This is a genomic window from Burkholderia gladioli (assembly GCF_000959725.1).
GTDB lineage: Bacteria > Pseudomonadota > Gammaproteobacteria > Burkholderiales > Burkholderiaceae > Burkholderia > Burkholderia gladioli.
On the sequence record NZ_CP009323.1, the window covers coordinates 973,067 to 997,921 of the forward strand.

A 24,855-nucleotide genomic window follows, 5' to 3' on the forward strand; every position below is an offset into this window, starting at 1 on the left:
CCAGCGCAGGAAGCCCACGCCACCTTGAAAGCCACCCAAGCCCTGGAATTCACCGCGCCGCGCGACGACAACGCGCGCCTCGCCAATCTCTGCGGACCGCTGGACGAGAACCTGCGGCAGATCGAGCAGGCGCTCGACGTGACGCTGCAGCGCCGCGGCCACCGGATCGCGATCCGCGGCCGCGGCGCCAAGCTCGCGCTGGCCGCGCTGGAGAACTTCTACAACCGCGCGCGCGATCCGCTCTCGCTCGACGACATCCAGCTTGCCCTGGTCGAGACGCGCCAGCTCGGCAACGGCGCGCGGGGCGCATCGGCCGAGCCGACGCTCGACGTGCGCTTTCGCGGCGACCCCGACCATCCCTTCGACCAGCCGAGCGCGGCCGAGGGCGAGGCCGGCGCGGCACTCGACGAGGAGCCGGCGCCCAAGCTCTACACGCGCCGCTCGGACCTGCGCGGGCGCACCCCGGCGCAGCGCGAGTACCTCAAGCAGATCCTCTCGCACGACGTGACCTTCGGCATCGGGCCTGCCGGCACCGGCAAGACCTACCTGGCGGTGGCCTGCGCGGTGGACGCGCTGGAGCGCGACCAGGTCAAGCGCATCGTGCTGACGCGCCCGGCCGTGGAAGCCGGCGAGCGGCTCGGCTTCCTGCCGGGCGACCTGTCGCAGAAGGTGGACCCCTACCTGCGCCCGCTCTACGACGCGCTCTACGACCTGCTCGGCTTCGACAAGACCGCCAAGATGTTCGAGCGCCAGATGATCGAGATCGCGCCGCTCGCCTACATGCGCGGCCGCACCCTGAACCACGCCTTCATCATCCTCGACGAGGCGCAGAACACCACGCCCGAGCAGATGAAGATGTTCCTGACCAGGATCGGCTTCGGCTCGAAGGCCGTGGTCACCGGCGACACCACCCAGGTCGACCTGCCGCGCGGCCACAAGAGCGGGCTGATCGAGGCACAGCAGGTGCTCGGCCAGGTGCGCGGCATCGCGCTCACGCGCTTCACCAGCGCCGACGTGGTGCGGCATCCGCTGGTCGCGCGGATCGTCGAGGCCTACGACGACTTCCACGCCCAGCACAAGGACGACTGAGCGAGCGGCGCGGCCGGGCAAGGCCGCGCCGGGCCCGCATCTGGAGACGGCCTGCCGCGCGGCAGGCCGTCGCATTTCGTCACCCCAGCGCCCCTCGGCGAGCCCCGCCTGATCGGCGCCGAGGCCCGCCGGGCCGGGCCGCCGAGGCGGCGCGCGAGGGCCGCGCCAGTCGCCGCGCAAGGCGTTTCCGGCGGACGAAACGGCTGGCCGTTTGGTGTATGCTCAGGCGATTCCGTTCCACGCCGCCAACATGAAATCCTCCCGCTCCCACAAGTCCCGCAAGCCTGACCAGGCCGCCGCCCCGGGCGCGCCGCGCGTATCGCTGTTCGACGCCCGCGGCAAGGTCAAGTCGGTCGAGACGCAAGGCCTGCGCATCGATTTTCCCGATGGCCGCGCGCTGATGTTCGACCTGTCGGGCGCCTCGGGCGAAGCCTCGATCGCGATCGTCGCGCAGCATGCCGATGCCGGCCAGCGCGTCACCCTGACCCTGCGCCCGGAGCACTACGACAGCCTGACGCTGTCGGTCGGCGCCGAGCCCTCGCCCGAGGTCGGCACCGCGCCGGCCGCCGAGCCGGCCGCCGGCTCCGACGCGGAGCCCGCCGGCGAGCCCGAGCTCGAGCTAGTGGTGCAATACGGCGACGAGATCGCCGCCTCGCAGCGCAAGAAGCTGCCCAAGCCCAAGCTGATCGCCGAATGGCTGTCCACCGCGCTGTTCTCCGATGCGCAACTGACGGTGCGCTTCGTCGGCGAGAAGGAAGGCCGCGAGCTGAACGGCGGCTATCGCAAGAAGGACTACCCCACCAACGTGCTGACCTTCGCCTACGACCAGGCGCCCGACGGCACCACCATCGGCGATCTCGTGCTGTGCTGCCCGGTGGTCGAGAAGGAGGCCGGCGAGCAGGACAAGTCGCTGGTGGCCCACTACGCGCACCTGCTGGTGCACGGCGCGCTGCACGCGCAGGGGTATGATCACGAGCGCGGCGAGGAAGACGCCGCCGAGATGGAGGCGCTCGAGATCGACATCCTCGCCAAGCTCGGTTTCCCGAACCCCTATCTGTAAGGCCCGGGTCCGTCGCGTCATCCGTTCCTTCCCCGATCAACCCGAGCCGCCTGCGGCCGCCAGGATTCCGTGAGCACCCCGATTCCCGCCTCCAACGCCTACCCGCCCCCGATCGGCAGCGGCCGGCTGCTCAGCGAGGACGAACTCGCCAGCTCGCTGGACGCGAGCCTCGCCGACTGGGATCGCCGCGCCGATCTCTGGCTGTTCGGTTATGGCTCGCTGATCTGGAACCCGGGGCTGCCGACCGTCGAGAAGGTGCATGGCCGCGTGCACGGCTACCATCGCGGGCTCTACCTGTGGTCGCGCGTGAACCGCGGCACGCCGGAACGGCCGGGCCTGGTGCTGGCGCTCGATCGCGGCGGCTCCTGCAGCGGCGTGGCGTTCCGGATCGCCGGCTCCAGCGCGATGCCGCATCTCGAAACGCTCTGGAAGCGCGAGATGCCGATGGGTTCGTACCGGCCCGCCTGGCTGCCCTGCACGCTGAGCACCGGCCAGCGCGTGCGGGCGCTGGCCTTCGTGATGCGCCGCGAGGCGCCCACCTATACCGGCAAGCTGTCCGACGAGGTGTTCCGCGCCGTGTTCGGCTCCGCCGAGGGCCGCTACGGCACCACCCTCGACTACGTGACGCGCACCGTCGCCGCGCTGCGCGAGAGCGGGATCCCCGATCGCGCGCTGGAAGCGCTGCTGGCGCGCTGCGCCTGAACCCGACCGGCCGAGCCGCCCGCGCCGTTCATTTCGTTCGCGGCGCCCGCGAAGCGCGATTTTTGGCCCGCCTTGGGCCCGCGCCGATTCCGGGTTAGGATGGGCCCAGCGCCGCCGGGCAGGCCGCCGCGTCCGCCATCCGGCCGACACGGCAGCGCCACGCCCTTGGTGTATCCTTCCCAACTCCGTGACAACGCGCCTGCGCACCTGCCGGGCGCACCACCATGAACGATTCGTATCCCAGTCGAAAGTCCACCGACAAACCTCCCGAAAAGCGCTCGCTGCTCGAACGCCTGACCGACTTCATCTCGCCCGAGCCCGAATCGCGCGGCGAACTGCTCGAAATCCTGCAAGACGCGCACGAGCGCAACCTGATCGACGCCGATTCGCTCTCGATGATCGAGGGCGTGTTCCAGGTTTCCGACCTCTGCGCGCGCGACATCATGGTGCCCCGCGCCCAGATGGACGCGATCAACATCGCCGACAAGCCCGAGGATTTCATCCCCTTCGTGCTCGAGAAGGCCCACTCGCGCTACCCCGTCTACGAAGAGAACCGCGACAACGTGATCGGCGTGCTGCTCGCGAAGGACCTGCTGCGCTTCTACGCCGAAGAGGAATTCGATGTGCGCGGCATGCTGCGCCCGGCCGTGTTCATCCCGGAGTCGAAGCGCCTGAACGTGCTGCTGCACGACTTCCGCGTGAACCGCAACCACCTCGCGATCGTGGTGGACGAATACGGCGGCGTGGCCGGCCTGATCACCATCGAGGACGTGCTGGAGCAGATCGTCGGCGACATCGAGGACGAATACGACTTCGACGAGGAAGCCGGCAATATCATCTCGGCGCCGGACGGCCGCTACCGCGTGCGCGCGCTCACCGAGATCACCCAGTTCAACGAGACGTTCGGCACCGATTTCCCCGACGACGAGGTCGATACCATCGGCGGGCTGATCACCCACCATTTCGGCCGGGTCCCGCATCGCGGCGAGAAGCTGCGGCTGGGCAAGCTGATCTTCGAGATCCAGCGCGGCGACGCGCGTCAGATCCACGTGCTGCTGGTGCGCCGCGACCCGCTCGCCGGCCGCCGCGGCGAATCGACCGGCGACGACTGATCGTCCGGCCTCCCTCAACGCTCCACCCTTCGACCACATGGCCGAATCGTTCCCGACCCGCGCGCGGCGCGGCGCCACCTTCGCCTCGGGCGGCTCCGGCGGCCGCGCGCTGCCCGGCTGGCATTTCCCCGCCGCGCTGCTCGCCGGCGCGGCCAATACCCTCAGCTTCGCCCCCACTCCACACGGCGGCTGGCTCCAGTTGCTGGTGTTCGTCTGGTTCTTCGCCCAGCTCGCGCGCTGCGGCACGCGCTGGCAGGCCACGCTGACCGGCGCCGCCTTCGGCTTCGGCAATTTCCTGTCCGGTATCTGGTGGCTGTACATCAGCATGCACGTGTATGGCGAGATGGCCGCCTGGATCGCGGGGGGCGCGCTGGTGCTGTTCTGCCTGTACCTGGCGGTTTATCCGGCGCTGTCCGCGCTGGCCTGGGCGCTGGCTTCGGGCAAGCGCGCCGGGCGCGCGTTCGCGCCGAGCTGGCACGGCGCCTTGGCGTTCGCGAGCGCCTGGGCGATCGGCGAATGGGCGCGCGGCACGGTGTTTACCGGCTTCCCGTGGCTGGCCAGCGGTTATCCGCAGGTGGACGGGCCGTTCGCCGGCTATGCGCCACTCGTCGGTGTCTATGGGATCGGCTGGGTGCTGGCGCTGTTCGCGGCGCTGGTGGTCAATGCGGTGGTGCGTGCCCGTGAAGGACGTGGCGGCGCGCTCGCGCCGGCCACGCTGGCCGCCGCGCTGGTGGCCGCCGGCCTGCTGCTGCCGCTGGTGCCCTGGACCCAGCCCGAGAACCAGCCGCTGCGGGTGCGCCTGCTGCAGGGCAACGTCAAGCAGGACGTCAAGTTCGAGCAGGCCGGCATCGACGCGGCGATCAAGATGTACACGACGATGATCACCGAGAAGCCGGCCGACCTGGTGGTCACGCCCGAGACGGCGATCGCGGTGATGATCCAGGACATTCCGCTACCCTTCGCCAAGGCGGTGCGCAGCTTCGTCGACAAGACCGGTACCTCGGTGCTGTTCGGCGCGGTGGGCGACAAGGTGCTGCCCGACGGCAGCCTGACCGACTACACCAACAGCCTGTATGGCGTGACGCCGGGCTCGACCGACATCTATCACTACGACAAGCACCACCTGGTGCCCTTCGGCGAGTTCATCCCCTGGGGCTTCCACTGGTTCGTCCGGCTGATGAAGATGCCGCTGGGCGACTTCGCGCGCGGCGCGCCGGTGCAGGCACCGTTCCTGGTGCACAACCAGCCGGTGATGGCCGACATCTGCTACGAGGACATCTTCGGCGAGGAGATCGCCGCCACGGTGCGCGACAACGCGCCCTCGCCGGGCATCCTGGTCAATGTCACCAACCTCGCCTGGTTCGGCGACACCATCGCGCTCGACCAGCATCTGCAGATCGCGCGCATGCGCTCGCTCGAAACCGGCCGGCCGATGCTGCGCGCCACCAATACCGGCATGACCGCCGCGATCGACGCGCACGGCCGCGTGATCGGGCGTCTCAAGCCCTTCACGCTGGGCTCGCTCGACGTGACCGTCGAGGGCACCCAGGGCATCACGCCCTTCGTCGCCAGCGGCAATGCGATCGTGCTCGCGCTCGCCCTGGTGCTGCTCGGCTTCGCGCTGCTGGCCGGCCCGCGCCTGCGCCGGCGCGGCTGATCGCGGGATTGAATCGCCGCCGCTCGCGCGGCGCCGGTTCGCTTCCTGACGCCGGGTTGCCGATCGGCCCTGATCCTGCGGCCGTCTCGCCTCCCCTCGTTTCCCTTCCCGCCCCGGCGCGCGTAGCGCGCCTTACCAGGCGCCGTCCGCGCCAGCCAGCGCACGCAGGTCCCGCGCGACCGCCTCGAGCACCGGCGTCCATTGCATGAAGGCCGCTTGCCGGTACAGCGTCGCCGAGGGATAGAGCGGGCTGTCGCGGCGCTCGTGCTGCCAGACCCAATGCGGATTGACGTCGAGCAGCACCCAGCTCGCCTGGCCCAGCGCGCCGCTCAGATGGGCGATCGAGGTGCAGACCGTGATCACCAGGTCCAGCGCGCCCAGATAGGCGGCGGTGTCGTCGAAGCTGCGCCATTCGGCCGAATGATCGACGATCGGCAGGCCGGCGGCGCGCGCGGCCTCGACCTCGGCACCGAGCCCGGGCTGCAGCGAATGGAAGCTCACGCCCTCGATGCCGGCGAAGGCCGCCGTGTAGCGATCGAGGCCCACGCGCCGGAACGGATTGCGCTGATGGCCGGCGCTGCCGGTCCAGGCCAGCCCGACCCGCAGGCGCTCGCCGGGCCGCGCCTCGGCCGCGAAGCGCGCACGCCAGGCGTCGCACGCGGCCGTGTCGGCACGCAGGTAGGGCACGCTCGCGCCGCTGGCCGCGTCGGGCAGGCCGAGCTGCCAGGGCACGCTGCCGATCGGCAGTTGGTAGTCGGCGGCGGGCAGGCGATCGAGCGAGACGTCGCTCGAATAGAGATCGACATGCGCGCCGAGGCTGCGCGACAGCAGCTCACCCATTTGCGGGAAGGAATTCCAGGCCAGCCGGCCGCCCTCGCGGTGCACGTGCTCGGCCAGCAGCGGAATCGCGCGGCAAAACTGCAGCAGGTCGCCCATGCCCTGCTCGCCCCACACCAGCAAGGTCTTGCCGGCCAGCGGCTCGCCGCGCCAGCGCGGCGCGTTCAGCGCGGGATGGCCGCCGCGCAGCTCGCTCGAGCCCTGCCAGCGCGCCTCGTGGCCCAGCCAGCCGTCGGCGAAGTTGCCGCGCGCGAGTTCGATGATGGCCAGGTTGAAACGGAACGAGGCGTCGTCGGGCGACAGCGCCAGCGCGCGGCGCGCGCAGCGCTCGGCCTCGTCCCAGCGCTGCGCCTCCTTGTAGGCGCAGGAGGCATTGTTCTGCGCCAGCGCGCTGTCGGGGGCCAGCGCCAGCGCGCGCTCGGCCGCCGCGATCGAGCGCGCCAGATCGTAGCGGGCCCGGTAGGCGACCACCAGGTTGATCCAGGCCTGCTCGTCGCGCGCGTTGGCGGCGACGGCCTGCTCCAGCAGCGCCAGTTCCTCGGCCGGGTCGCCGCCCGAGATCCGCACCGCGATCGCCAGGTTGTTGCGCAGCGAGGGCCAATCGGGCGCGAGTTCCAGCGCGCGCCGGTACGGCGCGATCGCCTCGGCATGGCGGCCGCCCATCTGCAACGCGTAACCGCAGTTGAAGGCGAGCGCGGCCACCTCGGGCTCGACGCGCCACAGGCAGCTCGCGAATTCAGCCGCGTCGCCGTAGCGCTGGTGTTCGAGCAGGGTCACGGTGAGCCGCGCGAGCGCCTCGTAGTCGAGCGAATGCAGCCGCGAGGCCGCGTCGAGCCATGTCGCGCGCGCCTCGGCGCGGCCGGCCTCGCCGGCGGCGACGGCCTCGCGCAGGAATTCGAGCAGCGGCGGGTAGAAGGGGAACTGCGGGTCGACGGGCGTTCTGAACATGAGCGGCGGCGGTCCGTGGGTCGGCTGGGCGGATGCGGCATCTTACCGTGCGCCTCGCGATTCGCACGCCGCGCGGGCGGTACGTGCGGGCGTGGCAGGTACCGCGCATGCGGCGCTCGATACAGGCCACGACGAAGAGCGGCGCCCTCTCCCGGGCGCGCGGCCGCTGCCTCTCGACGCCACCGCGAATCCGGCGCGCGACGCGTCGAACGCGCCATCGAATCCACCGCCGCCGGCCCGCAATCGGCGCGCCCGCCGCCGCGCGCGGGCGTTCCGGCCGCAGTGTCGCGCCGATCCGGTAAAATTACGCGTTTTACGCCCAGCCAAGCCGCGCGCCGGACTGGCGCGCCGGTCGAGCCCGCTCGCGCCGGCGCCCGATTCGCAGCCCGCAGCGCCCACGAAGGCCCCTCATGCTCACGTTTCAGCAAATCATCCTGACGCTCCAGTCCTACTGGGACAAGCAGGGCTGTGCCCTGCTCCAGCCGATCGACATGGAAGTCGGCGCAGGCACCTCGCACGTCCACACCTTCCTGCGCGCGATCGGCCCCGAGCCGTGGCGCGCGGCCTACGTGCAGCCCTCGCGCCGCCCGAAGGACGGCCGCTACGGCGAGAACCCGAACCGCCTGCAGCACTACTACCAGTACCAGGTGGTGATGAAGCCGGCGCCGGAGAACATCCTCGACCTGTACCTCGGCTCGCTGGAAGCACTCGGCTTCGACCTCAAGCAGAACGACGTGCGCTTCGTCGAGGACGATTGGGAAAACCCGACGCTGGGCGCCTGGGGCCTGGGCTGGGAAGTCTGGCTCAACGGCATGGAAGTCACCCAGTTCACCTACTTCCAGCAGGCCGGCGGCCTGGACTGCAAGCCGGTGCTGGGCGAGATCACCTACGGGCTGGAACGGCTGGCGATGTACCTGCAGAAGGTCGAGAACGTCTACGACCTGGTCTGGACCGAATGGGAGGAACTGGGCCCGAACGGCCCGGAGATCCGCCGCCTCAGCTACGGCGACGTCTACCACCAGAACGAGGTCGAGCAGTCGACCTACAACTTCGAGCACGCCAACGTCGAGCTGCTATTCGGCTTCTTCAACAGCTACGAGTCGGAAGCGAAGCGCATGATCGAGGCGAAGCTCGCCCTGCCCGCCTACGAACTGGTGCTGAAGGCTGGCCACACCTTCAACCTGCTCGATGCGCGCGGCGCGATCTCGGTCACCGAGCGCGCGGCCTACATCGGCCGGATTCGCGCGCTGTCGCGCCTGGTCGCGCAGTCCTACTACGAATCGCGCGAGGCGCTCGGCTTCCCGATGATCGGCAACCCGGTGCGCGGCGTGCCGGGCCTCACCACCGACGCGCAGGACGCGGCCCAGCCCGGCTGGGTGCCGCCCCTCAAGGCCGAACGCAAGATCGATCAGGACTGACGAGATTCCCCCCATCATGACGCACACCCATACCGCTCCCCTGCTGGTCGAACTGCTGACCGAGGAACTGCCGCCCAAGGCGCTCGCGCGTCTCGGCGACGCCTTCGCCGAAGGCCTGGCCCAGCGCCTCGCCGCGCGCGACCTGATCGACGGCGAAGCCGTATTCGAACGCTTCGCCACGCCGCGCCGCCTGGCGGTGCTGATCCTCAACGTGCGCGCCGTCGCGCCGGAGCGCCAGGTCCGCGAGAAAGTGCTGCCGGTGTCGGTCGCGCTCGACGCGAACGGCAACCCGACGCCGCCGCTGGCCAAGAAGCTGGCCGCGCTCGGTCGCCCCGAGCTGGGCATCGCCGATCTCGAACGCGCCCAGGACGGCAAGGCCGAGGCCTTCTTCCTGAACTACTCGGCGCCGGGCGCCACGCTCGCCGACGGCCTGCAGGCCGCGCTCAAGGAAACGCTCGACAAACTGCCGATTCCCAAGGTGATGACCTACCAGCGCCCCGACGGCAGCGACGTGCAGTTCGTGCGCCCGGTGCATCGCCTCACGGTGCTGCACGACACGGACGTGGTGCCGGTCTCCGCGTTCGGCATCGATGCCGGCGACACCACGCTCGGCCACCGCTTCCTGTCGAGCGGCGCGGTCGCGATCGGCTCGGCCGCCGGCTACGCCGAGACGCTGCGCGAACGCGGCCGCGTGATCGCGCACTTCGTCGACCGCAAGGAACAGATCCGCACCGCGCTGGCCGAGCAGGCCGGCGGCGACACGGTTGTGATGCCCGAGGCCCTGCTCGACGAGGTCGCCTCGCTGGTCGAATGGCCGGTGGTCTATGCCTGCCGCTTCGAGGACGAGTTCCTGCAAGTGCCGCAGGAATGCCTGATCCTGACCATGCAGACCAACCAGAAGTACTTCGCGCTGACCGACGCGGCCGGCAAGCTGCGCTCGCGCTTCCTGATCGTCTCGAACATCGAGACGGCCACGCCGGTGGAGATCGTCGAGGGCAACGAGCGCGTGGTGCGCCCGCGCCTGGCCGATGCCAAGTTCTTCTTCGAGACCGACAAGAAGACGCGCCTGGCCGATCGCGTGCCGCGCCTGGCCAACGTGGTCTATCACAACAAGCTGGGCTCGCAGCTCGCGCGCGTCGAGCGCATCGAGGCGATCGCGGCCGGCATCGCGCCGGCGATCGGCGCCGACCCGGCGCTGGCGCAACGCGCCGCGCGCCTGGCCAAGGCCGACCTGCTGACCGACATGGTCGGCGAGTTCCCCGAGCTGCAGGGCACCATGGGCACCTACTACGCGCGCCACGACGGCGAGCCGGAAGAGGTGGCCGTTGCCTGCACCGAGCACTACCAGCCGCGCTTCTCGGGCGACACGCTGCCCGAGGCCGCCGTCAGCACCGCGGTGGCGCTGGCCGACAAGCTCGAGACCCTGGTCGGCATCTGGGGCATCGGCCTCGCGCCGACCGGCGAAAAGGACCCGTTCGCGCTGCGCCGTCACGCGCTGGGCGTGCTGCGCCTGCTGCTCGAGAAGCAACTGCCGCTCGATATCGTCGAGCTGCTGCGCGCCGCCCAGGCGAGCTTCGCCGGCATCGCCGGGGTGGCCGATTCGACCGACGCGATCTTCGCCTTCTTCCTCGATCGACTGCGCGGCCTGCTGCGCGAGCGCGGCTACAGCGCCGGCGAGATCGACGCGGTGCTGGGCCTCGAGCCGACCCGCATCGACGAGCTGATCGCGCGCCTGGACGCGGTGCGCGAGTTCACACGCCTGGCCGAGGCCGAGGCGCTGGCGGCCGCCAACAAGCGGATCTCGAACATCCTGAAGAAGTCGGAAGGCGCCGCGCCCGGCGCGATCCAGCCGGCGCTGCTGGCCGAGCCGGCCGAGCAGGCGCTGGCCGCGCAGCTGGCCGAGGTCGCGCCGCGCGTGCAGTCGCAGCTCGCCGCGCGCGACTACACCGGCGCGCTGTCGGCGCTGGCCGCGCTGCGCGCGCCGGTCGACACCTTCTTCAACGACGTGATGGTCAATGCCGAGGATCCGGCGCTGCGTGCCAACCGGCTCGCCTTGCTGTCGGCGCTGCACCAGCAGATGAACTGCGTCGCCGACATCTCGAAGCTGGCCGCCTGAGCGGCCCATCGTCACGCCACGCGCTGCCAGGAGATACGTCATGCCGACGGGTGCCAACCGCAAGCTCGTCGTCCTCGATCGGGACGGCGTCATCAACGTCGATTCGGACGCCTTCATCAAGACGCCCGACGAATGGATCGCGCTGCCCGGCAGCCTCGAGGCGATCGCGCGGCTCAACCACGCGGGCTACCGCGTGGTGGTCGCAACCAACCAGTCGGGGATCGGGCGCGGCCTGTTCGACATGGCCGCGCTCAACGCCATGCACCTGAAGATGCACAAGGCGGCCGCCGCGGTCGGCGCGCGCATCGACGCGGTGTTCTACTGCCCGCACACGGCCAGCGACAACTGCGATTGCCGCAAGCCGAAGCCGGGCATGATGACCATGATCACGCAGCGCTTCGAGATCGAGCCGGATCAGACGCCGATCGTCGGCGACGCGCTGCGCGACCTGCAGGCCGGCGTCGCGGTGGGCTTTCGCCCGCACCTGGTGCTCACCGGCAAGGGCCGCAAGACGCTCGCGGCCGGCAAGCTGCCCGAAGGCACGCGCGTGCACGACGACCTGCGCGCCTTCGCGCTCGATTTTCTGTCCCAGCCACAGGACTGACGCCGCCCTCGCCGCGCGCGCCTTCCGTCAACGCCCGAGCCCACGCCGATGCTTTTCCTCCGTTCGCTGCTGCTACTCGTCTATTTCGTGCTCTACACGGTGCCCTACGCGACCGCCTGCTTCATCGCGTTCCCGTTCATGCGCCCGCATGCGCGCTACTGGATGGCGGCCGGCTGGTGCCGCTCGACGCTCGCCGTGGTGCGCGTGCTCAACGGCATCGACTACCGCATCGAGGGCATGGAGAACCTGCCCGACGGCCCCGCCGTGCTGCTCTCCAAGCACCAGTCGGCCTGGGAGACACTGGCCTTCCCGGCCCTGATGCCGCGTCCGCTCTGCTACGTGTTCAAGCGCGAGCTGCTCTACGTGCCCTTCTTCGGCTGGGCGCTGGGCCTGCTGCACATGGTCAACATCAATCGCAAGGAAGGGAAGAACGCCTTCGACTCGGTGATCCGCCAGGGCAAGAGCCGCCTCGCCGACGGCGCCTGGGTGATCATGTTCCCCGAGGGCACGCGCACCCCGACCGGGCGCCAGGGCAAGTACAAGACGGGCGGCGCGCGCTTCGCGGTGGGCACCGGCGTGCCGGTGGTGCCGATCGCCCATAACGCCGGCCGCGTCTGGCCGCGCAATTCGTTCAACAAGTATCCGGGTATAGTCACGGTGTCGATCGGCAAGCCGATCGATTCGCGCGGCCTCACGCCGGACCAGCTGAACCTTCGCGTCGAGCAGTGGATCGAAACGGAAATGCGCCGCATCGATCCGGATGCCTACCGCCACGAAAGCGGCGACGCGAACGGCAACGCCCGATCGGCCGGCGCCGCACGACTCTGATCCAAGGTTTCATTCATATTGCGCAACGCCCAACGAAGCGATCTGATGCCCAAGCGTCCCAGGCCACGGCCCGCCGTCGTCGCACTCGATCACCACCAGCTCGATCTGCCGCTGTTCGACGGACCGCTCGCGCCCGCGCCTCCCGCTTCACCCTCGCCCGAGCGCGACCGCTCGCTGCGAAAGCTGACGCTGGACGGGCGCGTGCTCGAATACCGGCTCAAGCGCTCGGCGCGGCGCACCATCGGCTTCGCGATCGACGGCAGCGGCCTGTCGATCACGGCGCCGCGCTGGGTCACGCTCACCGACATCGAGGCGGCGATCGCCGAGAAGCGGCGCTGGATCTTCGCCAAGCTGGCCGAGTGGCAAACCCGCATCGAGCAGCGCGCGCTGCCGCAGATCGACTGGAAGGACGGCGCGCAGATTCCCTATCTCGGCAAGCCGGTGGCGATCACCATCGCCTCGGCCGACGGCACGCTGGCCTATGACGCCGAGCGCGCCGTGCTGGCGCTGGGCCTGCCCGCGCATGCCGACGCCCAGCAGATCAAGGATCGCGTGCAGGGCTGGCTGCAGGGCGAGGCCAAGCGTATCTTCGGCGAGCGCCTGCCGGTTTATGCACAGAAGCTCGGCGTGAGCTACCGTGCCTACGCGCTGTCCTCGGCCTCGACGCGCTGGGGTAGTTGCTCCAGCGACGGCAAGATCCGCCTGAACTGGCGCCTGGTGCACTTCCCGATGTCGATCGTCGACTACGTGGTCGCGCACGAGCTCGCGCACCTGCGCGAGATGAACCACAGCCCCGCGTTCTGGCAGACCGTCGAATCGATCTTTCCCGAATTCCGCGAGGCGCGGCACACGCTCAAGCATCATCCGCCCGAGCTGCTGCCGGCGCTCTGAACGCGCCCCGCTCGTTTTCCGGCTGCCATGCAAAACGGCGCTCCGCATGAAGCGGAACGCCGTTTTTTCATGGCCTTTCAAGGCCGGCGGCAGCGGGCGCGAGGCGCCCGCCCGATGGTTCAGTGCTGCGTCTTGCGCTGGATGAACTCGATCTTGTAGCCGTCCGGATCCTCGACGAAGGCGATCACGGTGGTGCCGTGCTTCATCGGGCCGGCCTCGCGCGTGACCTTGCCGCCCTGGGCCTTGATCCGGTCGCAGGCCGCGTAGGCATCGTCGACCTCGATCGCGAGGTGGCCGAAACCGTTGCCGAGTTCGTAGGACGGCGTATCCCAGTTGTGGGTCAGCTCGATCACCGTGCCCGCGCTTTCTTCCTCGTAACCGACGAAGGCGAGCGTGAACTTGCCTTCCGGGTAGTCGTCGCGGCGCAGCAGCTTCATCCCGAGCAGCTCGGTGTAGAACTGGATCGAGCGGTCGAGATCGCCGACGCGCAGCATCGTGTGCAGCATTCGCATGGGGGGACTCCGTGGGGAACAGTCTTCTGGGAACGGCCGAATTTACCAGACGCGGAGAATTTTCGCCGGGCGCAAATCGAACGGCTTACAGGCGCCCTTCGGCCGCGCCCGCCGCCAGCAAGCCTCAGCCGGCCGGGCGCGCGGCCGATACCGCCTGGGCCAGGCCCACGTATTCGTCGACCCCGACATCCTCGGCGCGGCGCGCCAGGTCGAAGCCGAGCGCATCGAAATCGATCGCGTCGCGATAGGCGCCGAGCGTGTTGCGCAGCATCTTGCGGCGCTGCGAGAAGGCGGCCGTGACCACCTCGCCGAGCACCGCGACATCGACCGCGGCCAGCTCGTGCGGCGCGTAGGGAATCATCCGCACGATCGCCGAATCGACCTTCGGCGGCGGCTGGAACGATTCGGGCGGCACGTCGATCAGCTTGTCCATCACGTAGCGGTACTGCAGCATCACCGACAGGCGGCTGAAGGCCTTGCTGCCCGGCTCGGCCACCATCCGCTCGACCACCTCGTTCTGCAGCATGAAGTGCTGGTCGACCACGCGCTCGGCGAAGTCCATCAGGTGGAACAGCAGCGGGCTGGAGATGTTGTAGGGCAGGTTGCCGATGATGCGCAGCGAGGGCTTGTCGCCGGGCAGCGCCAGCGAGCCGAAGTCGAAGGCGAGCGCGTCGCCCGCGTGCAGTTCGAGCCGCTCGCCGAAGCGCTGCTTGAGGCGGCCGATCAGGTCGCGGTCGAGCTCGACCGCGTGCAGCGGCGATTCCGGCGTGGCCAGGCGCTCGATCACGGGGCCCGTCAACGCGCCGAGGCCCGGCCCGATCTCGACCATGCGCTCGCCGCGCTCGGGGCGAATCGCATTGACGATCGAATCGATCACGCCGAGATCGACGAGAAAATTCTGCCCGAAGCGCTTGCGCGCGAAGTGTCCCTGGTGCTGTCTGCTGTTCGACATCGAATCCGGAAAAACGAAAAAAGGCGGACCGGGAATTCAGTCCGCGCGTGCCTGGAGGCGGTGGCGCGCCATCGCGACGGCGGTATCGAGCGCCGCGATCATGCTGCCGCAATCGGCGCGGCCGGAACCGGCCAGGTCGAGCGCCGTGCCATGGTCGACCGAGGTGCGCACGATCGGCAGGCCGAGCGTGACATTGATGCCCTCGCCGAAGGTGGCGTACTTGAGGACCGGCAGGCCCTGGTCATGGAACATCGCGAGCACGCAGTCGGCCTGCTCGAGATAACGCGGCTGGAACAGCGTGTCGGCCGGATAGGGGCCGCGCGCGTCGATGCCGGCCTGCTGCGCGCGCGCCAGCGCCGGCGAGATCACGTCGATTTCCTCGCGGCCCAGGTAGCCGTTCTCGCCCGCGTGCGGATTGAGCCCGGTGACCAGGATGCGCGGCGCGGCGAGGCCGAAATGGCGGCGCAGGTCGCCGTCGATGATGCTCAGCGTCTCGACCAGCCCCTCGATCGAGAGCGCGGCGGAAACGTCCCTGAGCGGCAGGTGCGTGGTGGCCAGCGCGACGCGCAAGGGCCGCTCTCCGGTGCCCGCCAGCATCATCACCACGCGCGGCGTGGCGGTGCGCTCGGCCAGGTATTCGGTATGGCCGGTGAAGGGCACGCCGGCGTCGTTGATGGTGCTCTTCTGCAGCGGCGCGGTGACGATCGCGTCGTAGTCGCCCGCCAGCGCGCCGTCGATCGCCGCATCGAGCAGGCCCAGCACGTAAAGACCGTTGCCGGCATCGAGCCGGCCCGCTTGCGCAGGCACCGCGAGCGGCCGATGCGCGAGTTTCACGCGGCCATCGGCGCCGAGCCGCTCGGCATCCACGCCGACCGCCGCCGCGCGCTCGGCGAACAGCGCCGCGTCGCACAACACCTCGAAGCGCGCGTCAGGCCAGCGATCGGCCGCCTGGGCCAGCGCGCGCGCGCTCAGCTCCGGGCCGACCCCGGCCGGCTCGCCGGTCGTGATCGCGATGCGCAGGGGCTGGGCGGCTCGCATGACGGCGGGGCTCAGGGTTGCGGCTGGCCGATCTTGATCTGCACGTAGGACGAATCGCGCAGCTCGCGCAGCCAGTCGGCATAGGCCTGCTCGGCCTTGCGCTGGCCGATCGCCTGGCGTGCGATGTCCATCTGCTTCTGCACCGAGCCTTCCGCGTCGCGGCGGCCCAGCACCTGGATCAGGTGGTAGCCGTATTCGGTGCGCACCGGCTGGCTGATCTGGCCGTCCTGCAGCTGGCTCATGGCGCGCTCGAATTCCGGCACCGTCTCGCCCGGGCTGATCCAGCCGAGATCGCCGCCCTGCGAGGCCGAGCCGTCCTGCGAATAGGTGCGCGCGAAGTTGGCGAAATCGCCGCCCGCCTCGATCTGGTTGCGGATGTCGATCAGTTGCTGGCGCGCCTGCGATTCGGACTTGCCCTCGCCCACGCGCAACAGGATGTGGCGCACGTGGGTCTGCACGATCTTGGGCGAGGCACCCACGGTACCCGAGGCCGGGCGGCGGTCGACCAGGCGCACGATCTCGAAGCCGTCCGGCACGCGGATCAGGTTCGGGCTGACCTGGCCGGGGCGCAGTTGCGAAACCGCCTGCACCACGTCGGCCGGCAGCGAGCCGGGCGCCTTGAAGCCGAGATCGCCGCCGGTCTTGGCGTCCTTCGCCTCGGAGGAATTCCTGGCGAGCTTCTCGAAGTCGGCGCCGGAAGCCAGCGCCTGCTTGAGCAGGCCGTCGGCCTTCTTCTGCGCGGTGTCGATCTGGTCCTGCGGCGCGTTCTGCGGCGCGGCCACGAAGATGTGCTCGAGCCGCACGTCCTGCTGCGAACCCGAATTCGGGCCGCGCTGGCTGGCGATGTAGCTGGCCACCTCGGCGTCGGTCACGGTGATCTTGCTGTCGACTTCCTTCTCGCGCAGGCGCGAGAGGATCAGCTCGTTGCGCGCGTCGCCGGAGAAGGTGCTCCAGGGCACGCCGAGCGCCTCGAGCTGGGCGCGGTACTGGTCGACCGTCATGCCGTTGGCGGCGGCCAGGCGCTGCAGCGTGCTCTGCACGGTGGCGTCGCTGACCTCGATCCCGTCGTCCTTGGCCTTCTGCAGCTGGATCCGCTCGACCACCATCTGGTTGAGCACCTGCGAGCGCAGCTCGTCGGGCGGCGGCACCGGCACCTTCTGCTGCTGCAGCCGGCGCGAGATCAGGCCGACCCGCTGGTCGAGCTCGCGTGCCGTGATCACGCCGTTGTTGACGACCGCCACGACCTCGTCGGCCAGCGTCGCGCCGCTCGAACCGAGCGCCTGCGCGGCCGCCGGCGTGACGGACAGCAGCGACATGACGGCCGCGAGGCCCGACACGATTGCTGCGAAGCGAAGGGATTTCTTCATTGCCACAAAGACTCCATTGAAAGCTGGCTGGGCCGGCGCCGCGTCAGGGCGAAAGTTAGTCATAGTTGCTGAATCGGGCCTGCGGCGGCGGGGCCGGCGGCAGCGGCGTGTAGCCGGGGACACCGCCCTTGAAGGCGGCCACCAGGCCATTGTCGATGTTCGACAGTCCCTTCAGGGTCAGCTGCGCCATGAAGCGCGTGGCCGAGCTCTGCTGACCGGAAAGGTTCACGCCGTTGGCGGTGCGCTGCACGCCCACGCCCACTGCCCAGCAGTCGGCATCGTACTGGAAGCCGAGTAGACCGTCGACCACGCGCTTGCCGGCCAGATCGTAGTTGAAGCGGCCGACCGCGTAGAGGTGCTGGGTCAGCGGCCACTGGCCGGAAACCAGGATCTGGTTGATCGGCTCGTTGACCAGGGTCGAGGCGTTGGCCCGCGTGTAGCGATAGGCGACGTTGAGCACGCGCCGCTCGCCTGGGCTGTAGCCGAAGCCGATGCTCGACTTCACCAGCTGGTTGTTGTCGGCGTTGTACTGGAAGGCCGTCTCCGACGCGAAGCCGGCGCCGAGCTTGAGCGAGGCGCCGACGATCAGGTCCGAGTGCCGCGCCTGGGTCGGCGCCTGGGTCGGGTCGAGCGTGACGCGCTGGTCGGTGAAGTAGTACTGCTGCGCGATCACGAAGCGCGCGCGCTCGTCGCCGGTGGCGGCGTCCAGGAAACGCGTGGTGAGCGCCGCGGTCAGGCGGTTCTCGTCCGAGATCCGGTCGTTGCCGACGAAGGTGTTGGTGGTGAAGATCTCGGCCAGCCCGAAATCCGATTCGGCCGTGTCGAACAGCGGCGCGTCGAGCTGGTTGCGGTACGGCGTGTAGACGTAGTAGAGCCTCGGCTCCAGCGTCTGGATGAAGTCCTGCCCGAACAGGCGCACCGAGCGGTCGAACACCAGCCCGGTGTCGAGCGACAGCGTCGGGATCGAGTAGGTGAAGCGCTTCGGCTGGCCCGGGACACCGCCCGTGGTGTTGGTCAGGTCGTACGAGGCGAGGTGCAGCTGCGCCTTCGGCACGATGAAGTAGCCGGGACCGTAGACGCCGTACGAGACGTACGGGTTGAACATCACGCGATCGCCTTCGGGCTGGTCCGCCGTGGTGATCTTGAAACGCGTGTAGTCGGCCTCGGCGCCGAAGTCGAAGCCGCCGACGTTGTACTTCGCGTACTTCACGTTCAACTGCGGCTCGCGTCCGTAAGGCGCGATCGACGGCTGCAGCGTCTGCCAGTGCTGGTAGCGCGTGAGGATCGACCAGGGACCGTTGTTGTAGGTCAGGCCGGCTTCCTGCTGGTACAGCGTCTGGGTGCCGTTGGCGAACTGGTTGGTCGACCCGAGATCGCCCGGGTAGGCTTGGTCCGACACCTTGTTGTAGTAAACGTAGCCGCCGAAACCGTTGCCGAAGCTCTGCTGATGCTGGATGTAGAGCGCGTAGCGATTGCGATGCGCGACCCGGTCGTCCGGCAGGAACTCGCCAGTGATGCCGCCCGAGTAGGTCGGCGACAGGTAGCGATACTCGGCCCGCGTGAACACGCCGCGCTTGGAGATGAGCTCCGGCGTCAGCGTCAGGTCGCGGTTCGGCGCGATGTTGAAGTAGTACGGCACCGCCAGTTCGAAACCATTGGTCGAACTCAGCGAGAAGGTCGGCGGCAGGAAGCCGCTGCGCCGCTCGCCCGACAGCGGGAAGGTCAGCCAGGGGCTCGCGAAGATCGGCACGCCCTGGAAAAACAGCGTGCCGTTGCGCGCCACGCCCTCGTCCGCGCCGGTGTCGAATTCGAAGCGGCTGCCCTTGATGTACCAGGCCGGGTTCGCGCACTGGCAGGCCGAGTAGGTCGCATCGGTCATCACCGAGCGCTCGCTGTCGAGCAGCTCCGCCTGTTGCGCGCTGCCCGAGCCGCCGGTGGCCGTGAAGCGGTACTTCGGCGTGGCCATCGTGCCCTGGTTCGCCTCGACCTTCAGGTGCGCTTCCGGGCCGTAGAAGGTCGAGCCGTTGCCCGACACCGTGACCTTGCCATAGGCATCGGCCATGTCGGTGTCCTGATCGTAGTGCAGCGCATCGGCCTTGACGACGGTGGTGCCGCGTCGCAACTCCGCCGAGCCCTTGGCGGCCAGGTCCTGATCGGTGGTGCCGCTGGTGTGGTCGGCCAGCACGAAACCGGCCGGCTTCGAGCCGGGACGCAGCGGATGCTCCTCGAGCTGGGGCGCCAGACGCAGGTCCCACGGCGACGCTCCGAGCGGCTGCGGATCCGCGGCCGCGCCCGCGAGCTGCGCCTGGGCGACCGCGGGCACGAAGCCGGGGACGGCGAGCAGGGCGACCGCGAGGCGTCGCTTGCGCATCGCGGGCTCGCGGGATACGAGCGGGAAAATCAGTTTAGGCGGCATCGATATCGGGCGAATCGGCCCCGTCAGGCCCCGGCGTTCGCGCATCGCGGACCACGCGATCAAGCCGTGACGGCGACGGGGCGCACACGAGCCAAGGCGATCGGCGGGGGCAACGAGGGGCCGCAGGCGCGCTGCGAACCCGCGACCGGCGGGGATTGACACGGGACGCGTCAAAAAAGTCGTGGGGTATTATATGGCAAGACGTTCCCCCCTCCCCCGAGTTTCCGTTTCGATGACGCCCCCTTCCCCCGCCCAGTCTCCCGCTCCCGCCGCCGACAGCCGCCTCGATCAACTGCGCGCCTGGCTGGCGACGCACGCGGACCGCCACGCGCTGGCGCTCGACACGCTCGCCCCGGCCTCGGCCGACGCCAGCTTCCGGCGCTATTTCCGGCTCGCGAGCGGCACCGAACCCGGCGGCACGGCGATCGCGGTGGATGCGCCGCCGCCCGAGAAATGCCGCGAGTTCGTGCAGATCGCCGGGCTGCTCGCGGCCGCCGGCCTGCATGCGCCGCGGGTGCTCGAAGTCGACCTGGAAGCGGGCTTCATGCTGGTTTCCGACCTCGGCACCGCCACCTACATCGGCGCGCTCGCCCCGGCCGATACCGCCGCCGCGAAGCCCTTGCTGCGAGCCGCCATCGATGCGCTGGTGCGCTGGCAGCTCAGCTCGCGCGAAGGCGTGCTGCCCGTCTTCGACGAGGCTTTCCTGCGCCGCGAGATGGAGCTGATGCCCGAGTGGTACGTCGGCCGCCACCTGGGCAGGACGCTCGACGAGCGCCAGCGCGGCGTGCTCGACCGAACCTTCGCCCTGCTGGTGGCGAACTCGTTGTCGCAGCCCCATGGCTATATGCTGCGTGACTTCATGCCACGCAACCTGATGATCTGCGAGCCGAATCCCGGCGTGCTGGACTTCCAGGACGCGGTCTGGGGGCCGCTAGCCTACGATGTCGTCTCGCTGCTGCGCGATGCCTTCATCAGCTGGGACGAGGAGTTCGAGCTCGACTGCTTCGCCTATTACTGGGAGCAGGCCAGGAAGGCCGGCCTGCCGGTCGACGCCGATTTCGGCGAGTTCTACCGCCAGCTCGAATGGACCGGCCTGCAGCGCCATATCAAGGTGCTCGGGCTGTTCCCGCGCATCCACTACCGGGACGGCAAGCCGCGTTACCTCGACGACCTGCCGCGCTTCCTCGCCTACGCGCGCAAGGTGGCGCAGCGCTACCGGCCGCTCGCGCCGTTCGCGAACCTGCTCGACGAGCTCGAGGGACAGTCGTCCGTCGAGGTCGGCTACACGTTCTGAATGCGGAATCGCCTGCCGCCGCGCCCGACAAGCCTTACCTCGCCCTACCCGTCGTTACCCGACCTTATCCGCCCTTGCCCGACATGACCGCCGTGCTCGATACCGCGATGATCTTTGCCGCCGGACGCGGCGAACGGATGCGCCCGCTCACCGACCTGCGGCCCAAACCCCTGCTCGAGGTCGGCGGCAAGCCGCTGATCGTCTGGCAGATCGAAAGGCTGGCGGCGGCCGGCTTCGAGCGCATCGTGATCAACCATGCCTGGCTGGGCGAGCAGATCGAGGCCGCGCTCGGCGACGGCTCGCGCTGGGGCGTGCAGTTGCGCTACTCGCCCGAGGGCGAGGCGCTGGAGACGGCCGGCGGCATCGCCCAGGCGCTGCCGCTGCTGGCCGGCGAGGAGGACCACGGCGGCGCCCGCTCGCCGGTGTTCGTGGCGGTCAGCGGCGACGTGTTCTGCGAATTCGACTACGCCTCGCTGCGCGAGCGCGCCGCCGCGATGGCCGCGCAAGCGACACCCGGCATGCACCTGGTGATGGTGCCGAACCCGCCCTTCCATCCCGCCGGCGATTTCGCGCTGGAAGACGACGGGCGGCTCGCGCTCGACGGCGCGGCGGCGCGCTTCACCTTCGGCAATATCGGCCTGTACGACCTGCGCATGTTCGCCGACCTGCCGCGCGGCACGCGCCGCGCGCTGACGCCCTACTACCGCGACACGATCGCGGCGGGGCTCGCCAGCGGCGAGCTGTACGAGGGCATCTGGGAGAACGTCGGCACGCCGGCCCAACTCGGCGCGCTCGACGCCAGGCTGCGCGGCCGCCAGTAGGATTTGGCGGCGGCGGGCGACCCGGCCCGGCGGCCGGCAGTTGGCCGGCGCCCCGCGCGAACGCGGATGCTGCCACCAAGCCGCGTCAGGCGTGGCCGATCGCCGGCGGCAAGGATTGCCCCGCGTCGGGCGCCACCTCGGCCGCCTCGCGCTGCTGCTGTTGCAGCGCCCACATCTGCGCATAGTGACCGCCCGCGCGCACCAGCTCCTGGTGCGTGCCGCGTTCGACGATCCGCCCGCGATCCATCACGATGATCTGCGCCGCATGCACGACGGTGGACAGTCGATGCGCGATCACCAGCGTGGTGCGATGCCGGGCGATCTGCTCCAGCTCCTGTTGGATCGCCCGCTCCGAGCGCGAATCGAGCGCCGAGGTGGCCTCGTCGAACACCAGGATCGGCGGATTCTTCAGGATGGTCCGCGCGATCGCGACACGCTGCTTCTCGCCGCCCGACAGCTTCAGCCCGCGCTCGCCGACGGTGGTGTCGTAACCCATCGGCAGGCTCTCGACGAAGGCGTGGATATGGGCCGCGCGCGCGGCCGCGATCACTTCCTCGCGGGTGGCGCTGGGACGGCCGTAGGCGATGTTGTAGTGGATCGAGTCGTTGAACAGCACGGTGTCCTGCGGCACGATGCCGATCGCCGCGCGCAGCGAATCCTGGCTCACGTCGCGCAGGTCCTGGCCGTCGATCAGGATCGCGCCGCCACCGTCGCGGTCGAGATCGTAGAAGCGGAACAGCAGGCGCGAGAGCGTCGACTTGCCCGAACCGCTGTGGCCGACCACCGCCGTGGTGGTGCCCGCCTCGATCGTGAAGCTCACGTCGTGCAGGATCTGCCGCGCCGGCTCGTAGGAGAAATCCACGTGCTCGAAGCGCACCTGCGCGCCGCGCACCGCCAGCGCCGGCGCGCCGGGCGCATCGGCCACCTCCTGCGGCGCCGACAGCAGCACGAACATGCGGTCCATGTCGGTCAGGCTCTGCTTGAGCTCGCGATAGACGATGCCCAGGAAGTTCAGCGGGATGTAGAGCTGCAGCATGAAGGTGTTGATCAGCACCAGGTCGCCGAGCGTGAGCCGCCCCGCCAGCACGCCCTGGGTGGCACGCCAGAGGATCAGCACCAGGCCCACGCCGATGATGGTCTGCTGTCCGAAATTGAGCAGCGACAGCGAGCGCTGCGAGCGGATCGCGGCCTGCCGGTAGCGCTGCAGGTTCTCGTCGTAGCGGCGCGCCTCCCAGTCCTCGTTGCCGAAGTACTTGACCGTCTCGTAGTTGATCAGCGAATCGATCGCGCGCGAATTGGCGCGCGAGTCGAGCTCGTTCATGGTGCGCCGGAAATGCGTGCGCCACTCGGTGACCTTGATGGTGAACACCACGTAGGCGGCCAGCGCGCCGAGCGTGATCACCGCGTACCAGGCGTCGTACTTGACCACGAAGAAGCCCAGCACCAGCCCGACCTCGATCAGGGTCGGCAGGATGCTGTAGAGCGAGTAGGAGATCAGTTGCTGGATGCCGCGCGTGCCGCGCTCGATATCGCGCGACATGCCGCCGGTCTGCCGCTCGAGGTGGAAGCGCAGCGACAGCCCGTGCAGATGCCGGAACACCTGCAGCGCGAGCTGGCGCACCGCGCTCTCGGTGACCTTGGCGAACAGCATCTCGCGCAGCTCGGTGAACAGCGAGGTGGACAGCCGCACCAGCGCATAGGCCACCACCAGCAAGCCCAGCCCGCCCGCCAGCACCAGCGGCGCCGACTGCTCGGCGCGACCCAGCGCCTGCAGGTGCTGCACGGAGGAAAGCCCGTCGACGATCCGCTTCATCACGATCGGCACGCCCAGGTTGGCCAGCTTAGCGCCGATCAGGCAGGACAGCGCGAGCAGCACGCGGCCCTTGTAGGTGCTCAGGTAGGGCAGCAGCGAACGGATCGTCTGCCAGTCGTTGCGGGGCCCGGAGGCGGCCGGCGCGGGCTCGGGGGAAGCAGGGAAGCGGCGCATTGGGGGGACGATGCGCATGCCGTCGGCTCGACGCCGGGCACGCACTTTCTCGTACAATTTCAGAATCCTGCATTGTCGCAGAAGCCGGTTCGCGCCGCTGTCCACCGGGCGCGGCGCCCCGGTCCGTCATCGGGCGCCCGCCAGGCGAGCGCCCCAGCCAGTGGAACCCCAGCCATGACCGATTCGTCGCCGCAACTCCCGCAACTGCAGCCCGCGCTGCGCGTGGTCCCGCAACCGTCCGATGCGAACGTGCACGGCGACGTGTTCGGCGGCTGGATCATGTCCCAGGTCGACATCGCCGGCTCGATCCCGGCCAGCCGGCGCGCCAACGGGCGGGTCGCCACCATCGCCGTCAATTCCTTCCTGTTCAAGCAGCCGGTGTTCGTCGGCGATCTGGTCAGCTTCTACGCAAACATCGTCAAGACCGGCAATACCTCGATCACGATCGGCGTCGAGGTCTATGCGCAGCGCATGGGCCTGGCCGGCGAGGTGGTCAAGGTGACCGAGGCGACGCTGACCTATGTCGCCACCGATTCGGAGCGCCGTCCGCGCGCCCTGCCGCCCGTCGCCTGAAGCCGCGGGGTCGCCGGGACCCTCCCGCCCCGGCCGCGGCGCTCAGGCGCCGGCCAGCCCGAATTCGCGCATCGCCGGCACGAAGTCGTGATTGAGCTTGGGCTTGCGCGACAGCTTGGCCAGCACGTATCGCTCGAAACCGCCGAGCGCCGCCCATTGCGCGGGCGACGGCACCGGCAGCGCGGCCAACGCGCACTGCGCCGCGAGCGCGGCCGGCGGCGCCCCGAGCGACTGCCAGGCGGGCGCCGGCTCGGGCGCGAAGACCTCGGCCTCGCCGCAACCATGTGTGCGCAGCATCTCGGCCAGGGCCTGGCTGAAGCCCACCTCGCCCGGCGACGGCTCGGGACTTTCCCTGTCGGCAGCCATGTCCGGATCGACCGGGACGTCGGCCGGAAAGCGCGCCAGCAGCTTGCGATCCTCGATCGGCAGCAACTGCCATTGATCGAGCGAGATCCGCAGCCCGCCACGATCCAGGTGGAAGCGCACGATCATCGGGATGTAGGTGAAATCCTCCGACGAATCGATTTCGAAGGCGAACAGCAAGGGAGCGTCGCTGAGGGACATGGCGCGTCTGGAGCTCGTGAGCGGTGGCGGGGGCCGGCGAAAATCGCCGCGATCCGGTATTGTAGAACC

At 69.6% G+C, this 24,855-nt stretch carries 21 protein-coding genes; 13 read left to right on the forward strand and 8 right to left on the reverse strand.

The features are described from left to right. The first annotated feature begins 24 nt into the window (after positions 1-24). The 5 genes from BM43_RS21250 (at position 25) to lnt (ending at position 5,620) form a co-directional block, all read left to right on the forward strand. Positions 25-1,089 carry a PhoH family protein gene (locus BM43_RS21250; protein WP_036049248.1) on the forward strand — a complete coding sequence of 355 codons (1,065 nt, stop codon included), beginning with the start codon at positions 25-27 and terminating at the stop codon, positions 1,087-1,089. Between the two features lie 250 nt (positions 1,090-1,339). Further along, positions 1,340-2,149 carry an rRNA maturation RNase YbeY gene (ybeY, locus tag BM43_RS21255; protein WP_036053001.1) on the forward strand — a complete coding sequence of 270 codons (810 nt, stop codon included), beginning with the start codon at positions 1,340-1,342 and terminating at the stop codon, positions 2,147-2,149. Between the two features lie 69 nt (positions 2,150-2,218). Further along, positions 2,219-2,851, forward strand: coding sequence for a gamma-glutamylcyclotransferase (locus tag BM43_RS21260; protein ID WP_013699327.1), 633 nt, complete (start codon positions 2,219-2,221; stop codon positions 2,849-2,851). A gap of 224 nt (positions 2,852-3,075) precedes the next feature. Continuing rightward, positions 3,076-3,963, forward strand: a complete 888-nt coding sequence (locus tag BM43_RS21265; protein ID WP_036049247.1) for a CorC family transporter — start codon at positions 3,076-3,078, stop codon at positions 3,961-3,963. Between the two features lie 37 nt (positions 3,964-4,000). Further along, the gene (lnt, locus tag BM43_RS21270; protein WP_013699329.1) at positions 4,001-5,620 is read left to right on the forward strand and encodes an apolipoprotein N-acyltransferase; all 1,620 of its coding nucleotides are present in this window, start codon (positions 4,001-4,003) and stop codon (positions 5,618-5,620) included. Positions 5,621-5,752: 132 nt separating this feature from the next. On the opposite strand, the gene BM43_RS21275 is transcribed toward lnt, so the two are convergent. Next, positions 5,753-7,405 (reverse strand): tetratricopeptide repeat protein, encoded by a 1,653-nt coding sequence (locus BM43_RS21275; protein ID WP_036049246.1) that lies wholly within the window; start codon positions 7,403-7,405, stop codon positions 5,753-5,755. Between the two features lie 410 nt (positions 7,406-7,815). On the opposite strand from BM43_RS21275, the gene glyQ reads away from it, so the two are divergent. Genes glyQ through BM43_RS21300 form a run of 5 tightly spaced genes read left to right on the forward strand, consistent with a single transcriptional unit; the run spans position 7,816 to position 13,262 of the window. Next, positions 7,816-8,823, forward strand: a complete 1,008-nt coding sequence (glyQ, locus tag BM43_RS21280) for a glycine--tRNA ligase subunit alpha (RefSeq protein ID WP_017921059.1) — start codon at positions 7,816-7,818, stop codon at positions 8,821-8,823. Positions 8,824-8,839: 16 nt separating this feature from the next. Further along, positions 8,840-10,939, forward strand: a complete 2,100-nt coding sequence (gene glyS / locus BM43_RS21285; protein WP_025096891.1) for a glycine--tRNA ligase subunit beta — start codon at positions 8,840-8,842, stop codon at positions 10,937-10,939. A 40-nt stretch (positions 10,940-10,979) separates the two neighbouring features. After that, a complete protein-coding gene (gene gmhB, locus BM43_RS21290) occupies positions 10,980-11,543 on the forward strand; it encodes a D-glycero-beta-D-manno-heptose 1,7-bisphosphate 7-phosphatase (RefSeq protein WP_013699333.1) in 564 nt (187 codons plus the stop codon). Positions 11,544-11,591: 48 nt separating this feature from the next. Further along, positions 11,592-12,371, forward strand: a complete 780-nt coding sequence (locus BM43_RS21295) for a lysophospholipid acyltransferase family protein (protein WP_036033242.1) — start codon at positions 11,592-11,594, stop codon at positions 12,369-12,371. A gap of 45 nt (positions 12,372-12,416) precedes the next feature. Next, complete coding sequence (locus BM43_RS21300; protein WP_013699335.1) at positions 12,417-13,262, forward strand: M48 family metallopeptidase; 846 nt, start codon at positions 12,417-12,419, stop codon at positions 13,260-13,262. 119 nt (positions 13,263-13,381) lie between these two features. Here BM43_RS21300 and gloA read toward each other — a convergent pair whose 3' ends face one another. The 5 genes from gloA to BM43_RS21325 all read right to left on the reverse strand — a co-directional run bounded on the left by gloA (position 13,382) and on the right by BM43_RS21325 (position 19,547). Then, complete coding sequence (gene gloA, locus BM43_RS21305; RefSeq protein ID WP_013699336.1) at positions 13,382-13,774, reverse strand: lactoylglutathione lyase; 393 nt, start codon at positions 13,772-13,774, stop codon at positions 13,382-13,384. Between the two features lie 124 nt (positions 13,775-13,898). Beyond that, positions 13,899-14,726: a 16S rRNA (adenine(1518)-N(6)/adenine(1519)-N(6))-dimethyltransferase RsmA gene (rsmA, locus tag BM43_RS21310; RefSeq protein WP_017921056.1), complete on the reverse strand. Its 828-nt coding sequence runs from the start codon at positions 14,724-14,726 to the stop codon at positions 13,899-13,901. Positions 14,727-14,762: 36 nt separating this feature from the next. Then, positions 14,763-15,764 (reverse strand): 4-hydroxythreonine-4-phosphate dehydrogenase PdxA, encoded by a 1,002-nt coding sequence (pdxA, locus tag BM43_RS21315; protein WP_036049245.1) that lies wholly within the window; start codon positions 15,762-15,764, stop codon positions 14,763-14,765. Positions 15,765-15,775: 11 nt separating this feature from the next. After that, positions 15,776-17,131: a peptidylprolyl isomerase gene (locus tag BM43_RS21320; protein ID WP_036049244.1), complete on the reverse strand. Its 1,356-nt coding sequence runs from the start codon at positions 17,129-17,131 to the stop codon at positions 15,776-15,778. Between the two features lie 55 nt (positions 17,132-17,186). Next, positions 17,187-19,547 (reverse strand): LPS-assembly protein LptD, encoded by a 2,361-nt coding sequence (locus BM43_RS21325; protein ID WP_036053000.1) that lies wholly within the window; start codon positions 19,545-19,547, stop codon positions 17,187-17,189. 232 nt (positions 19,548-19,779) lie between these two features. Here BM43_RS21325 and BM43_RS21330 point away from each other — a divergent pair, with 232 nt between their 5' ends. Both BM43_RS21330 and murU read left to right on the forward strand, forming a co-directional pair. Next, the gene (locus BM43_RS21330; RefSeq protein ID WP_042284480.1) at positions 19,780-20,841 is read left to right on the forward strand and encodes an aminoglycoside phosphotransferase family protein; all 1,062 of its coding nucleotides are present in this window, start codon (positions 19,780-19,782) and stop codon (positions 20,839-20,841) included. A gap of 83 nt (positions 20,842-20,924) precedes the next feature. Then, positions 20,925-21,662: an N-acetylmuramate alpha-1-phosphate uridylyltransferase MurU gene (gene murU, locus BM43_RS21335; protein WP_036049242.1), complete on the forward strand. Its 738-nt coding sequence runs from the start codon at positions 20,925-20,927 to the stop codon at positions 21,660-21,662. An 85-nt stretch (positions 21,663-21,747) separates the two neighbouring features. Here the strand turns inward: murU and BM43_RS21340 are convergent, their stop codons facing one another. Further along, positions 21,748-23,649 (reverse strand): ABCB family ABC transporter ATP-binding protein/permease, encoded by a 1,902-nt coding sequence (locus tag BM43_RS21340; protein ID WP_013699343.1) that lies wholly within the window; start codon positions 23,647-23,649, stop codon positions 21,748-21,750. 174 nt (positions 23,650-23,823) lie between these two features. Between BM43_RS21340 and BM43_RS21345 the strand changes: the two genes are divergently transcribed. Beyond that, on the forward strand, positions 23,824-24,222 hold the full coding sequence (locus BM43_RS21345; protein WP_036049241.1) for an acyl-CoA thioesterase: 399 nt from the start codon (positions 23,824-23,826) through the stop codon (positions 24,220-24,222). Between the two features lie 42 nt (positions 24,223-24,264). On the opposite strand, the gene BM43_RS21350 is transcribed toward BM43_RS21345, so the two are convergent. After that, a complete protein-coding gene (locus BM43_RS21350; RefSeq protein WP_036036116.1) occupies positions 24,265-24,786 on the reverse strand; it encodes a nitrate reductase associated protein in 522 nt (173 codons plus the stop codon). Positions 24,787-24,855: the final 69 nt, after the last annotated feature.